The 12,987-nt window shown below is 70.8% G+C and carries 12 protein-coding genes; 3 read left to right on the forward strand and 9 right to left on the reverse strand.

Annotation, left to right across the window (positions count from 1 at the left end; translation table 11 throughout):
• The first annotated feature begins 8 nt into the window (after positions 1 to 8).
• Complete coding sequence (glgA, locus tag dqs_RS09580; protein WP_011765534.1) at positions 9 to 1,685, forward strand: glycogen synthase GlgA; 1,677 nt, start codon at positions 9 to 11, stop codon at positions 1,683 to 1,685.
• Here glgA and dqs_RS09585 read toward each other — a convergent pair.
• The 8 genes from dqs_RS09585 to dqs_RS09620 are packed head-to-tail and all read right to left on the reverse strand — an operon-like array spanning position 1,661 to position 10,170.
• On the reverse strand, positions 1,661 to 2,614 hold the full coding sequence (locus tag dqs_RS09585) for a UDP-glucuronic acid decarboxylase family protein (protein ID WP_065340318.1): 954 nt from the start codon (positions 2,612 to 2,614) through the stop codon (positions 1,661 to 1,663). The two genes, glgA and dqs_RS09585, sit on opposite strands and share 25 nt — an antisense overlap.
• A gap of 1 nt (position 2,615) precedes the next feature.
• Positions 2,616 to 3,581 (reverse strand): glycosyltransferase, encoded by a 966-nt coding sequence (locus dqs_RS09590; protein ID WP_011765536.1) that lies wholly within the window; start codon positions 3,579 to 3,581, stop codon positions 2,616 to 2,618.
• 25 nt (positions 3,582 to 3,606) lie between these two features.
• Positions 3,607 to 4,587: a glycosyltransferase family 2 protein gene (locus dqs_RS09595; protein WP_011765537.1), complete on the reverse strand. Its 981-nt coding sequence runs from the start codon at positions 4,585 to 4,587 to the stop codon at positions 3,607 to 3,609.
• The gene (locus dqs_RS21030; RefSeq protein WP_011765538.1) at positions 4,584 to 6,320 is read right to left on the reverse strand and encodes a carbamoyltransferase family protein; all 1,737 of its coding nucleotides are present in this window, start codon (positions 6,318 to 6,320) and stop codon (positions 4,584 to 4,586) included. The genes dqs_RS09595 and dqs_RS21030 overlap by 4 nt, the downstream gene beginning before the upstream one ends.
• Positions 6,321 to 6,324: 4 nt before the next feature.
• On the reverse strand, positions 6,325 to 7,539 hold the full coding sequence (locus tag dqs_RS09605; RefSeq protein WP_065340319.1) for a glycosyltransferase family 9 protein: 1,215 nt from the start codon (positions 7,537 to 7,539) through the stop codon (positions 6,325 to 6,327).
• Entirely contained in the window at positions 7,527 to 8,183 is a 657-nt protein-coding gene (locus tag dqs_RS09610) for a D-glycero-alpha-D-manno-heptose-1,7-bisphosphate 7-phosphatase (protein ID WP_065340320.1), read from the reverse strand. Before dqs_RS09610 ends, dqs_RS09605 begins: the two co-directional genes overlap by 13 nt.
• Complete coding sequence (locus tag dqs_RS09615; RefSeq protein ID WP_011765541.1) at positions 8,174 to 8,914, reverse strand: SDR family oxidoreductase; 741 nt, start codon at positions 8,912 to 8,914, stop codon at positions 8,174 to 8,176. Before dqs_RS09615 ends, dqs_RS09610 begins: the two co-directional genes overlap by 10 nt.
• Complete coding sequence (locus tag dqs_RS09620) at positions 8,911 to 10,170, reverse strand: glycosyltransferase family 4 protein (RefSeq protein WP_011765542.1); 1,260 nt, start codon at positions 10,168 to 10,170, stop codon at positions 8,911 to 8,913. The genes dqs_RS09615 and dqs_RS09620 overlap by 4 nt, the downstream gene beginning before the upstream one ends.
• 254 nt (positions 10,171 to 10,424) lie before the next feature.
• On the opposite strand from dqs_RS09620, the gene dqs_RS09625 reads away from it, so the two are divergent.
• Entirely contained in the window at positions 10,425 to 10,766 is a 342-nt protein-coding gene (locus tag dqs_RS09625; protein WP_065340321.1) for a hypothetical protein, read from the forward strand.
• On the opposite strand, the gene dqs_RS09630 is transcribed toward dqs_RS09625, so the two are convergent.
• Positions 10,745 to 11,281 (reverse strand): DUF421 domain-containing protein, encoded by a 537-nt coding sequence (locus tag dqs_RS09630; protein WP_065340322.1) that lies wholly within the window; start codon positions 11,279 to 11,281, stop codon positions 10,745 to 10,747. The genes dqs_RS09625 and dqs_RS09630 overlap by 22 nt on opposite strands.
• Positions 11,282 to 11,450: 169 nt before the next feature.
• Between dqs_RS09630 and dqs_RS09635 the strand changes: the two genes are divergently transcribed.
• Complete coding sequence (locus tag dqs_RS09635; protein ID WP_011765545.1) at positions 11,451 to 12,878, forward strand: sigma-54-dependent transcriptional regulator; 1,428 nt, start codon at positions 11,451 to 11,453, stop codon at positions 12,876 to 12,878.
• Positions 12,879 to 12,987: the final 109 nt, after the last annotated feature.

Here is a 12,987-nt window from a genome sequence, read left to right on the forward strand (position 1 = left end):
TAGCAGAAATGAAGAAGAGCGGTCCGTTGCGGGTGCTGTTCGCCACCCCGGAATGCGCGCCCTGGGCCAAGACCGGCGGCCTGGGCGAAGTCAGCGCCGGCCTGCCGGCGGCGCTGGCCGGGCTGGGCGTGGATGTGCGGGTGCTGATGCCGGCCTATCGCTCGGTGCTGGAGCAGGCCGGGGGCCTGCGCCGCATCGCTGCGCTGCCGGCGGGCTCCGGCCTGCCGCCGGCCACGCTGCTGGGCGGCCGGCTGCCGAGCGGCGTGCGGGCGATGCTGATCGACAGCGCGGACCTCTACGCCCGCGCCGGCGGCCCCTACCAGGACGACCGCGGGGTGGATTACGACGACAACGCGCTGCGCTTCGGCCTGCTGTCGCGCGTGGCGGCGCTGCTGTCGTCCGCGGCCAGTCCATTGAAATGGCGGGCCGACGTGCTCCACTGCAACGACTGGCCCACCGGCCTCGCGCCGGCTTACCTGAAGGCCGGGCTGCCGGAACCCGCGCCGAGCGTGGTGACGATCCACAACCTCGCGTTCCAGGGCATCTTTCCGCTCGAAACCGGCACCGCGCTGGGCCTGCCGGCACACTGCCTGACCATGGACGGGGCCGAATACTGGGGCCGGCTGTCCTTCCTGAAGGCGGGCCTGTTCTACGCCGACCGCATCGTCACGGTCAGCCCCACCTATGCCCAGGAAATCCTCGACGAACACCTGGGCTGCGGCATGCAGGGCCTGCTGCGCGCGCGCCGCGAGACGCTGTCCGGCATCCTCAACGGCATCGACACCGAAACCTGGGACCCGCGCAGCGATCCCTATCTGCCCACGCCCTACGGGGTGGACACGCTGGACGACAAACGCGCCAACAAGCGTGCGCTGCAGGCCGAGCTGCGGCTGGCCGAGGACGATGACGCGCTGCTGCTCGGCATGGTGACGCGCCTGACCGACCAGAAGGGCGTGGACCTGGTGCTGGAGGCGCTGCCCCAGCTCTTCGAGCGCCCGCTGCAGCTCGCCCTGCTCGGCAATGGCGACCCGGCGCTGGAGGCGGCACTGCGCGAGGCCGAGGGCCGCTGGCCGCAACGCATGGCGGCGGTGATCGGTTTCGACGAAGGGCTGGCGCACCGCATCGAGGCCGGCGCCGACGCCTTCCTGATGCCCTCGCTGTTCGAGCCTTGCGGACTCAACCAGATGTACAGCCAGCGCTATGGCACGCCGCCGATCGTGCGTGCCACCGGCGGGCTGGCGGATTCGGTGGATGACTATGACGCCGCGGCGGAACACGCCACCGGCTTCGCCTTCGTCGAGCCCACCGCGGCCGCGCTGGTGGCCACCGTGGAGCGCGCGCTGGCGGTATGGCAAGACCGGCCCGCCTGGCAGCGGCTGTGCCGCAGCGCGATGGGGCGCGACTTTTCGTGGACCGCCAGCGCCCATCGCTACCGCTACCTGTACGACCTGATGACCGGGCGCAGCTCGCCGCGGCCGGGGCGCGCGGCCAAGGCCGGCAGCCAGCCCGCGGCGCCGGTGCCCGGCCACGGCGCCGACAGCGCAACGCTGCGCGAGCACGTGCTGCAGGCGGGTAGGTCGGTGGATGCGCCGCCGCTCGCCGAGCGCCGCCGCGGCCGCCGCGAGCAGCCCGGCGGAGCGGGCGGAGACGACTCCGCCGCTCATGTCGCCACCCGGGCGAAATAATCGATCGTGCGGCGCAGGCCGTCTTCGAGCGCGGTCGTGGGCCGCCAGCCGAGTTCCGCGCGCGCCAGCGTGATGTCGGGCCGGCGCCGCACCGGGTCGTCCTCCGGCAGCGGCAGGTAGCGCAGCGTGGAGCGCGAGCCGGTGAGCCGGATCACCTCGTCGGCCAGCTCGCGCACGGTGGATTCCACCGGGTTGCCCAGATTGACCGGGCCGCAGAAGTCGTCCGCGCTGTTCATCAGCCGCAGCAGGCCGTCGATCAGGTCGTCCACGTAGCAGAACGAACGGCTCTGGCTGCCGTCGCCGTACAAGGTCAGCGGCTGGCCGCGCAGCGCCTGCACGACGAAGTTGGAGATCACGCGGCCGTCGTCCGGCCGCATGCGCGGGCCGTAGGTGTTGAAGATGCGCGCGACCTTGGTGCGCAGCCCGTGCTGGCGGTGGTAGTCGAAGAACAGGGTTTCCGCGCAGCGCTTGCCCTCGTCGTAGCAGGCGCGCGGGCCGATCGGGTTGACGTTGCCGTGGTAGGCCTCCTGCTGCGGATGTTCGGCCGGATCGCCGTAGATTTCGCTGGTGGAGGCCTGCAGGATGCGCGCGCCCTTGCGGGTCGCCAGCTCCAGCAGGTTCATCGCGCCCACCACGCTGGTGCGCACGGTGCGCACCGGGTCTTCGCGGTAGTGCAGCGGCGACGCGGGGCAGGCGAGGTTGTAGATCTGGTCGACGTCCGCCTCCAGCGGCGCGGTGATGTCGTGCTCGCGCAGCGTGAAGCCCTCGCGCTGCAGCAGCGGGGCGACGTTGGCGGCGCAGCCGGTCTGGAAGTTGTCGACGCAGAGCACGCGGCAGCCGTCGCGCAGCAGGCGTTCGCACAAATGCGAGCCGAGAAAGCCGGCTCCGCCGGCCACCAGCACGCGCAAGGGTGAGGGCCGCGCGCCCATTTCAGCGCGCGACCTCGGCGAACACCGCGAGCCAGTCCGCGACGAAGCGTTCGATGTTGAAGCGCTCCAGCGCGGTCTGGCGGCCGGCGGCGCCGATCCGCATCGCCTCGCCGCGGTTGTCGAGCAGGCGGCGCATGGCCTCGACCAGCCGGCGCGGGTCGGTGTCGATGTAGCCGTTCTCGCCGTTGCGGATCACGCTGACCAGCTCGGTGGTCGCCAGCCCCACCAGCGGCACGCCCACCATCATCGCCTCGATCGCGGCGAGGCCCAGGCTGGTCCAGCGGATCGGGTGGAAATAGAAGCGGTAGCGCGCCAGATGGCCGGGCAGGTCGAGGTTGGCGATTTCGCCCAGCCCGCCGCTGCGTACCGAATCCATGCCGACGAGGTCGAGCGGCACCTGCGCGCGCGCGGCCTCGAACACGTCCGCTCCCAGCCGCCGGCCGCGCCGCGCGAGGTTGTTCACCACGGCGATGCCGCGTTCGATGTCGCCGCGGTAGCGCAGGCCCTCGGGCACCATCACGCCGTGCTCCACGACCCGCACCGGGGTGCGGCCGTTGTCCCACATCAGCGCGTTGAAGGCGGTGACGTGCACCAGCAGCATCGAGGGGTCGTCCACCGGGTGCGCGGTATCGGTGGGGTGGCGCTGGGGCGGGTCGTGTTCCAGGTAGATGCGCGGCAGCCGGCGCTGCGCCTCGCTCAGCAGCCGGTGCTGGTCGTCCAGATAGGCGCTGGCGGACTGGAACAGGATGCAGTCGAACTCCGTGTCCTTGAGCGCCTCGACCGGCACTTCCTGAACGTTGTCGCCCCACGGCAGGGTGCCGCTGCGGCCGCTGTAGCCGGGCGAGCGCGCCGCGTCCACCGGCAGGATGAAGGTGTGCGGCACCTGCGTGAGGTAGTAGAGGTAGTTGCCGTGCACATGCCAGGTCAGCACCCGCAGCGGCAGCGCGTTGTGAAAAAGGCGGGACATCCGGATCTCCTCGCGGCGATGGTCCTCAGGCGAACAGCACCCGGTAGCGCACCGCGCCGGCCAGCCGCCAGAACACCGCCACCAGCGGGATCACCGTGGAGCTGACGACGATGTCGGCCACGTTGTGCCACGCGAGCGAGGTGCCGCGCAGCCGGCGCAGCGCCAGGCCGAGCGTGAGCGCGCACCACGCGCCGACCGCGGTGGCGGCCACGGTGCTGGCGCCGCCGAGGAGCGCGCCGAAGGCGGTGAATGCCGCCACCACGGTGAGGTAGTAGCTGAGCGGCGGGCGCGCGGCGATCTTCTGCCGGTACAGGCGGCGGTGCTTCTTGTACAGCAGGGCATCGAACACCAGATTGCGGTGCTGGCGGATTGAGGTGCCCGGCGGTGCCTGGCGCGCCGGGTGGATGACGATGGCGGCGGGCGCCGGGATCACGGCGTGGTGGGCTTCGAGCAAGGTGAAGTAGAGGTCCGAATCCTCCCGCCAGGGGCGCTTGAAGCGCTCGTCGAAGCCGCCCGCGGCAAGCAGCGCGGCGCGGCGCACGAAGCAGTTGGCGGTGACGAATTCGGCCCCGTCCAGCCCCGCGGTGTTGCGCTCGGCGTCGGTGGGGTAGTCGGGCAGCGGCACGATCACGTCGCCCCACACGGCGGTCACGCCGGGGCGCATCGCGCGCAAGCCTTCGCGCAGCCAGTCGTGCGCGGGGATGGTGTCGTCGTCGGTAAAGGCGATGATCTCGCCGCGCGCCGCGCGCCAGCCGGCGTTACGCGCCGCCGCGGGGCCGCGCGCGCCCTCGGGCGGCTGCAGGTAGCGCACCGTCGCGCGGGTGCCGCTGCGGCGCGCATAGGTTTCCACCGCGCTGCGCTGCTGCGGCGAACGCGCATCGTCCACCACCAGGATCTCGACGCGGCCGGGCACGCCCTGCTGGGTGAACAGCGCGTGCAGGCAGCGCAGCAGCTGGCGCGGCCGCTGATAGGTCGGCACCACCACCGAGACAACCGGCGCCTTCAAGGAGATTTCTCCACGATGAAGCCGCCGATCACCAGCACGTCGATCGGCGAGGTGAAGAAGGCGGCGAGCGCATCGCGCGGCGTGCAGACGATGGGTTCGCCGCGCACGTTGAACGAGGTGTTGATCAGCACCGGCACCCCGCTGCGCCGGCCGAAGGCGTGCAGCAGGCGGTGGTACAGCGGGTCGACGTCCGCCGATACCGTCTGCACCCGCGCGGTGCCGTCGACATGCACCGCGGCCGGGATGCGCGCGGCCTTGCCCGGCGCCACCGCGTAGGTAAACAGCATGAAGGGCGAGCGCCCGCCGTTGTCGCGCGCGCTGGAAAACCACTCCGCGCAGCATTCTTCCGGCACCGCCGGGGCCACCGGGCGGAAGTCCTCGCGGTCCTTGAGTTCATTGAGCCGCGCCTGCATCGCCGCGTCCACCGGCGAAGCCAGGATGGAGCGGGCACCGAGCGCGCGCGGGCCGAACTCCATGCGGCCCTGGAACCAGCCGACCACCTTGCCTTCGGCCAGCAGCGCGGCGGTGTCCTCGGCCACGTCGCCGGCCCGCCGGTAGGGCAGGCGGGCGCGCTGCAGCGCGGCTTCGATGGTGTCGTCGTCGTAGGCGGGGCCGAGGCGGGCGTCGGTCATGGTCCACCGCCGCCCGGCGCCGCGCTCCTTGTAATCCACCCACAGCGCGGCGCCGAGCGCGGTGCCGGCATCGCCCGCGGCGGGCTGCACCCACACCTGCTCGAACGGCCCCTGGTCGCGCAGCTTGGCGTTCATCACGCAGTTGAGCGCCACGCCGCCGGCCATGCACAGCGCTTTCTCGCCGGTCTGCTGGTGCAGCCAGCCGGCGAGGTGGAGCACGGTTTCTTCCAGCGCCACCTGCAGCGAGGCGGCGATGTCGTAGTGGCGGTCTTCGAGCGGCGTGCCGCGCTGGCGCGGCGGGCCGAACTGGCTTTCGAGCAGCGGATAGCCGGCCCCGAGCGTGAAGCCGCCGTCGCCGTCCCACACCAGCATGTCGCGGAACAGGTCGAGGTGGCGCGGCTTGCCGTAGGAGGCGAGCGCCATCACCTTGTATTCGTCGCTGGCGTGCAGGAAGCCGAGGTAGCGGGTGACTTCCTCGTACAGCAGCCCGAGCGAGTGCGGAAAGTCGATCTGGCGCAGGCGGTGGAGCTGGCCCTCGCGCCAGTGGCCGAGCGTGGTGGTGGCGCGTTCTCCGCGGCCGTCGAGCGTGAGCACCGCGGCGCTGTCGAACGGCGCGGCGAGAAAGGCGCTCGCTTCGTGTGCGAGGTGATGCTCCACGTAGTGCCAGCGGAAGGCGCCGTGGGCGGCAAGCTTGTCGAAGCGCGCGCGCAGGTGGTGGGGCGCGCCGTCCATCAGCTGGCGCGGGGCATTGACCACGTAGCTGAGGAAGAGCGGGTCCCACGGGCTGTTCCATTCGCCTTCCACGCCGACCGCCGATGGTTCCAGCGGCAGCGTCAGCAGGCTGGTTTCGCTGCGGCCGGGAAACTGCGCGGGGTCGAAGGAGTAGGCGACGTGGTCGACGTCGTCCAGCCGGATGTCGGCCTCGGCCAGACAGTAGTCGATGGCCGCGAACGGCAGCTCCCAGGTGGAAAACGGCAGCGGCCGCTTGGCGTGCTTGATGCGGGTGAAGCGTTCCTCCTCGGCCGCGGCAACCACGGTGCCGTCGCGCACCAGGCACGCGGCGCTGTCGTGGAAGGCGGCATTGATTCCGAGCGTGTACATGGCCTCAGCCTCCAGCGGGTGATATCAGGGGGCGCGGCGCGGCGGTTTCCGCGCCGAGGTCGAGCAGTTCGCGGGCGGCGGTGGCCACCCGTTCCGGATCGAGCAGATGGAGGCAGGCGTGATGACCCTGCGGGCACACACTGCGGTAGCAGTAGCGGCAGGGCACGTCTTCGTACAGCACGCGGCATGGGGTCTTCCACGGCGCGTGCTGGGGGTTGGTGAGCGCGTAGAGATCGACCACCGGGCGGCCGAGCGCGGCCGCCAGATGCACCGGGCCGGTGTTGTTGGCAAGCAGCAGCGCGGCGCCTTCCAGCACCGCCGCGAGTTCGCCCAGGCTGAGCCGGCCGGCGAGGGTGGCCGCGGGTGCGGTGGCGCGCACGCTGTCGACCAGCTCCGCCTCGCTCGCGTCGCCGGTGAACACGACCTGCGGCATCGCCGCGCCCGACAGCGCCGCCAGCCGGCGCAGCGCGGCGGCAAAGCGTTCCGGCGGATAGCGCCGCGACAGCGCGCTGGCGCCGGGATGCACCACCATGTAGGGGCGGCCGGGGTCGATGCCGGCGGCGGCAAGTTCGCGCAGCGCGCGCTCGCGGTCGGCGGCGAGCACGCGGAAGGACATGCGCGTATCCGCGGTGTGCGCGCCGACGTGGCCGACGAGGTCGAGCTGGCGGCGCACCTCGTGGCGCAGCAGCGCGTGCGGCTCGGGGTCGGGCAGCCAGTCGCTCAGCAGGTGGTAAGGGTTCTCGCGGCAGTGCGCGAGCCGCAGCGGGATGCCGGCCTGCCAGCACAGCATCGCCGCCGGCAGCGGGTTCTGGCTGTACACGGTGAAGATCACCGCGGCATCGAAGGCGCCCGCGCGCAGACGCTCCAGCGTGGCCTGCAAGGCTGCGGGCGTGATGTCGCCGCCGGGCATCCACGGGCCGGTGGCGGTGATGACCGCGTCGACCTCGGGCAGGTGGGGCGCGAGCGCCGCGCCCGCACCCGACGCCAGCAGCGTGATGTGGCGATCCGGCGCGGCGTCGCGCAGCGCGCGCAGCGCCGGGGTCGTCATCAGCACGTCGCCGAGGTTGTCGAGCCGGATCGCGAGGATGCGGCGGGCGGCGGCCCAGGCCGCGGTGGCGGGCGCGGCTTCCGGCAGCGGCGGCACCACGGTGAGCGGCGCGCCGTCCGCCGCGGCGTGTCCCCGCGCGGGCTGGCGCCGCAGCAAGCTCACCCGGTCCATTGCGGCTGCTCCGCGACGCCTTCCGGCGCGACCCGCAAGGCTTCATCGGCAAGGAGGGTAAACGCCGCCTCGGTGAGGCTGGCGACAACGTGGTCCGGATGGCGCATCGGCGTGCTGATCCACTCGGTTTCCGAGCCCACGTCGAGCAGCACGGTGCGGCAGCCGGCGCGGCGGCCAGCCTCGACGTCATCGAGGATGTCGCCGATGAACCAGCTGCGGGCGAGGTCCAGCCCGAGTTCCAGCGCCGCGCGCTGCAGCAGGCCGGGCGCGGGTTTGCGGCAGTCGCAGTGGCGCGTATAGGCCGGCACGCAGCCCTTGGGGTGATGCGGGCAGTAATAGATGCCGTCCAGCGTCACACCCCAGGGGGCCAGCGCTTCGCCCAGCGCACGCCACAGCGGCGGCAGCGCCGCCTCGTCGAAACGCCCGAGCGCGACGCCGGCCTGGTTGGAGACCAGCACCAGGCGATAGCCGTTGCGCCGCAGCAGCGCCAGCGCCGGCCCGGCGTCCGCGCGCAGGCGCAGGCGGGCCGGGTCGACGTTGTAGGGCACGTCATGCAGCAGCGTGCCGTCCTTGTCGAGGAAGACGGCCGGCGCACCCCGCCCGCCCGCGGCGGCGGGCGGGTCGCATGCGCGGCTCAGGGCCACGAGGTCTCTCCCATCGGCAGCACCGAGATCTCCGGCACGACGCTGCCCGCCGGCATCTGCAGCACCTGCAGCACCGCATTGGCCACCGACTCCGGCGGCTGCAGGGTGTTGACGTCGATATCGGGGAAGCGGTCGAGCAGGAAGGGCGTGCGCATGCCGCCGGCCACCACCGCGGTGACCTTGATGCCGTGCGGGCGCAGCTCGGCGTGCAGCGCGTGCGAAAAGCCGAGCAGCGCCCATTTGCTGGCGTGGTAGGCGCAGGCGTTGGGCCACGCGCGCTTGGCCGCGGTGGAGGTGATGTTGACGATGTGGCCGCCGCCGAGCGGCTTCATCTGGGTGACGATCTGCTTGCAGAACAGGAAGGGCGCACGCAGGTTCACCGCCATCACGTGGTCCCACTGCGCGGTTTCCAGCTCGTCGATCGGCTGGGTGTAATCCACGCCGGCGTTGTTGATGAGGATGTCGATGGCGCCGAAGCGTTCGCGCGCGGCGGCCAGGCAGTCGATCACCTGGCGTTCGTCGCCGATGTCCACGGCGCAATGCATGGTCTGGTGACCGCGTTCGATCAAGGCGCGGCTGGTGGCTTCGGCCAGGTCGGCGCGCACATCCACCAGCACGACCCGGCAGCCGGCTTCGCACAAGGCCTCGCACAAGGCCTTGCCAAGGCCGCGGGCGCCCCCCGTCACGAGGGCGGTCTTGTTGTCGAGCGGTATCGTCGATGTTGTTCTCATAGGCCCATCATCCTTTCCGTAAGTTGGACTGCACGCGGTTGGTGCAGCGCGCCGTACACCGACGCAAGCGAGGCGGCAACGCGCTGCCAGGTGAATTTGCTGCGGACGCGGCGGATGCCGGCGCGTCCGAAGGTGCGTGCCCGCTCCGGGTCGGCCTGCAGGCGGGCGAGGCGGTCGGCCAGTTGCACCGGGTCGTGCGGCGGCACCAGGAAGCCGGTGGTGCCATTGACCACGGTGTGGCGGATGCCGCCGACCGCGGCGCCGATGACCGGGCAGCCGCAGGCCATGGCCTCCAGCGGGGTGATGCCGAAGGGCTCGTACCAGGGGGTGGTCACGAAGACGTCGGCGGCGCAGTAGTAGTCGCGCAGGCAATGCCGTTCGCGGCGCCCGGTGAACACCACCTGCGCGCTCACACCTTCGTCCTCGGCGATCTGCTGCAGGCGGCCGATTTCCGGCGTGCGCAGCGGATCGGGTTCCGCTGTTTCGCCGCCCACCACCAGCAGGCGCGCGGCCACGCCGTGCCGGCGGCGCAGTTCGCCCACCGCGCGGATCACATTGTCGATGCCCTTGCGCGGCACCATGCGGCCGAGCTGCAGTACCACGAACTCGTCCTCGGCCAGCCCCAGCCGGGCGCGCGCGCCTTCGCTCGGGCCCAGCTCGGCGGTATCCACCCCGCAGGGCACGATGTCGATGCGCTCGCGCTCGGCGCCGTACAGGCGGATCAGGTCGTCGCGGTCCTGCGGGCACTCGGCGATGATGCGGTCGGCACTGGCGACGAGGGCCTCCTCGATCTGCAGCCGCTCTTCCGGAAAGCCGTCGGCGCTGCCCTGATGGCGACGGCGCACCTTGCCGAGCGCGTGGAAGGTGACCACCAGCGGCAGGCCGAAGTCCTCGCGCAGGCGCATGCCCACCAGCCCCGACATGAAGAAGTTGGCGTGCACGATGTCGTAGGGCCGCCCCGGCGCCAGGCAGCGCGCGGCGATGCCGTCGCCGAAGGCGCTCATGTAGGGCAGCAGCTGTTCCTTGGGGACGAAGTGCGGCGGTCCGGCGGGCACCGGCATCACGCGCACGTTGGGGGCGAAGTCGATGACCGCCGGCAGCGCGGGGTCGTCGCGGCGGGTGAACACATCGACGGTATGGCCGGCGCGGCCGAGTTCGCGGGCGACGTAGGCGACATACACGTTCTGCCCGCCACTGTCCGTTCCCCCTTGAACGGCGAGGGGCGACGCGTGTTCGCTGATCAATGCAATATTCATGGGAGCGCCTATGTCGCAGGAATGGGTGATCGCTGCTTCGGCAAACGCTGTGCCCGGATTGGGGGGGCGGGTGGCGATGGCGCTGCTGCTTTTTTGCGCAGTGGCTCGTGTAAGTTCGTCCGGCGCGCGGAAAAACTTACTGCGCCGCAACGCGGGCCGCCCGCACCGGCTGGCCGCGGCGGCCCGGGGGGCGTCGGAAGGACGGCTTCGGCAGCGCCGACAGGGGCGGGAACGCGGACTGCAGGATCGCCACCATGAAGCCCGCCGATTGCCTATCCATCCTGCGTCGCGCGCTGTGGCGCGCCGCCCTCCTGATGCGCCGTGGCGCGGACACGGAGGTCGATCTCTATGCCGAGATGAGCCGTGGCGCCATCGTCGGATGCGTTGCCGCCGCGTTGATCGCGCTGGAGTTTCCGGCCGCCGGCATGGTGGGGATGGCGATGGCGGGCTTCTGCATCGGCAGCGTCATCGGACTGCTGCTGTTCACCAGTACCGCCGTGCTGCCGGAAGACCCGGTGCTGCCGCCCGCGCCCGGGCAGGAGCGCATCCGTCCGGCGTGCCGCGGGCTGCGCTTTCAGCGTATCCGGTCGCGGTAGCCGCCGGAACCTGGCGCAGTCTCGGTGTCCTGCTCCTTCTTGATCACGGTGATGTTGCCGTCGCTCTCCATGAACGCGGCATGCACATCGGCGAGGTCGGTGATGCCGTGCTCGCGCAGCTTCGCCATCAGTTCGTCCACGGTGAGGTATTCGCGCCTGAGGTTGCGCGGCAGCAGCCGGCCCTCATGCACCAGGCGCAGCACCGGCGGCTGCAGCAGCTTGCGCAGCCGCGGCGAGCGGAACGCGAGATAGTCGAACAGGACATTCCAGCCTAGGATGGTAGAGACAAGCACGATGCCGTCCCCGATCGAACGGTACTCGCCGGCCATCGCGTTCTGCGCCGCATCGGCCACCAGAACCAGCACCAGCACGTCGGCGACGCCGACCGCACCCATGTCGCGCTGCAGGAAGGTGCGGAACACGAACAGCAGGAACCAGTAGATCGCCGTGCCGCGGATCATCAGCTCCAGCGGGTTCAGACTGAAGGCGAACATCTCGTGCCAGTCGATGGACATCGCGGACCTCCGCCATGGGATGGGACGAAGGGTCCTGTGCAAGTTCCCTGCCCAGGATCACCGCCAGCGCGACCGAAATAATTACAAAAAATGAAAACCGGGCGCCGAGTTCAGGACGCTAACATCGTCCCGATCGGCGTCGAGGACGCGACGTCCTGAGGGAGGCCAGATGCCGCAGGTACTGTTGGTAGATGACGATCCGGAATCCATCGGATGGTTGAGCGAGTTCATCAAGGCCGAGGGTTACACCGTCGGTTCGGTCGATTCCTTGCGCGCGGCGCGGATACATCTGACGCGTTCGCGCCCCGAGGTGATCCTGACCGACCTGATGCTGCCGGACGGGCAGGGTATCGAACTCGTCAATGAATTTCCCGCGGGCGAGGCGCCCGAGCTGGTGGTGATTACCGGCCACGCAAGCGTGGAGAGCGCGATCGAGGCGCTGCGCGCGGGCGCGACCGACTACCTGGTCAAGCCGGTCGATGTCGAGCGCCTGCGAGGCATCCTGCAGCGCATTCCGAAGGCGGAGCACTTCCGCGCCGAGATCGGCGAGTTGCGCAACGAGCTGCTGCGGCTCGGCCGCTTCGGCCACATCCTGGGCAATTCGCCGGTGATGCGACGGCTGTACGACCAGCTCGCGCGGGTGGCCCCCACCTCGGCCTCGGTACTGCTGATCGGTGAAAGCGGCACCGGCAAGGAAGTCTGCGCGCAGACCATCCACGAACTCAGCCGCCGCAAGCGCCAGCCCTTCCTGCCGCTCAACTGCGGCGCGGTATCCCCGCAACTGGTGGAAAGCGAACTCTTCGGTCACGAAAAGGGCAGCTTCACCGGCGCCGACCGCCAGCACCAGGGTTTCTTCGAGCGCGCCAACCGCGGCACGCTGTTCCTCGACGAAGTCACCGAGATGCGGCCCGACCTGCAGGTGAAGCTGCTGCGCGTGCTGGAAACCGGCAGCTTCATGCGCGTGGGCACCAACGATCCGATCGCCACCGACGTGCGCCTGATCGCCGCCACCAACCGCTCGCCGGAAAAGGCGGTATCCGAAGGCCGGCTGCGCGAAGACCTGTATCACCGCCTCAACGTGTTTCCGATCCACCTGCCGCCGCTGCGCGAACGCGGCACCGACATCGAGCTGCTCGCCGAGCATTTCCTCGCCGAACTGAACGAGCAGGAACAGACCGCCAAGCGCTTCTCGCCGGAGGCGATCGCCGCGCTGTACGCCCATTCGTGGCCCGGCAACGTGCGCGAGCTGAAGAACTATGTGCACCGCGCCTTCATCCTGGCCGACGAGGTCATCGAAGCCGACATGGCGCCGGAAGGCTTCCTGCAGCCGGCGCACAGCCCGGTGCTGACGATCCGCATCGGCACGCCGCTGGACGAGGTCAACCGGCGGGTGATGGAGGCGACGCTGCTCGAATGCGGCAACGTCAAGCGCAAGGCGGCCGAGATTCTCGGCATCAGCCTCAAGACCCTCTACAACCGGCTCGCCGCCTACAACGCCGGCAAGGTCGAGGGCGATGCAGAGGGGTTCGACGGCGAGGACATCGAGGAAGAGTACGAGGACGGCGCGGCCGAGGAATACCGCGGCAAGCGCGCCTGAGCGCGCGCCATGTAAGTCCTACACATCGCGGGTAGGCCTTACCGCCGCCGGGCGCAGCGGGGGCCGGAAGCGGAGCCGGGGCCGGCGAAACCGGCGGGAACGCAAGGTG

The sequence above is a fragment of the Azoarcus olearius genome (genome assembly GCF_001682385.1).
GTDB classification, from domain to species: domain Bacteria; phylum Pseudomonadota; class Gammaproteobacteria; order Burkholderiales; family Rhodocyclaceae; genus Azoarcus; species Azoarcus olearius.

What these genes read in the sequence shown, in the direction of transcription:
- dqs_RS09630 (WP_065340322.1), bottom strand. Translation starts at nt 11,281, where the DNA reads ATGTCCATCGACTGGCACGAGATGTTCGCCTTCAGTCTGAACCCGCTG.
- dqs_RS21030 (WP_011765538.1), bottom strand. Translation starts at nt 6,320, where the DNA reads ATGTACACGCTCGGAATCAATGCCGCCTTCCACGACAGCGCCGCGTGC.
- dqs_RS09590 (WP_011765536.1), bottom strand. Translation starts at nt 3,581, where the DNA reads ATGTCCCGCCTTTTTCACAACGCGCTGCCGCTGCGGGTGCTGACCTGG.
- dqs_RS09605 (WP_065340319.1), bottom strand. Translation starts at nt 7,539, where the DNA reads ATGGACCGGGTGAGCTTGCTGCGGCGCCAGCCCGCGCGGGGACACGCC.
- glgA (WP_011765534.1), top strand. Translation starts at nt 9, where the DNA reads ATGAAGAAGAGCGGTCCGTTGCGGGTGCTGTTCGCCACCCCGGAATGC.
- dqs_RS09615 (WP_011765541.1), bottom strand. Translation starts at nt 8,914, where the DNA reads ATGAGAACAACATCGACGATACCGCTCGACAACAAGACCGCCCTCGTG.
- dqs_RS09625 (WP_065340321.1), top strand. Translation starts at nt 10,425, where the DNA reads ATGAAGCCCGCCGATTGCCTATCCATCCTGCGTCGCGCGCTGTGGCGC.
- dqs_RS09635 (WP_011765545.1), top strand. Translation starts at nt 11,451, where the DNA reads ATGCCGCAGGTACTGTTGGTAGATGACGATCCGGAATCCATCGGATGG.
- dqs_RS09585 (WP_065340318.1), bottom strand. Translation starts at nt 2,614, where the DNA reads ATGGGCGCGCGGCCCTCACCCTTGCGCGTGCTGGTGGCCGGCGGAGCC.
- dqs_RS09620 (WP_011765542.1), bottom strand. Translation starts at nt 10,170, where the DNA reads ATGAATATTGCATTGATCAGCGAACACGCGTCGCCCCTCGCCGTTCAA.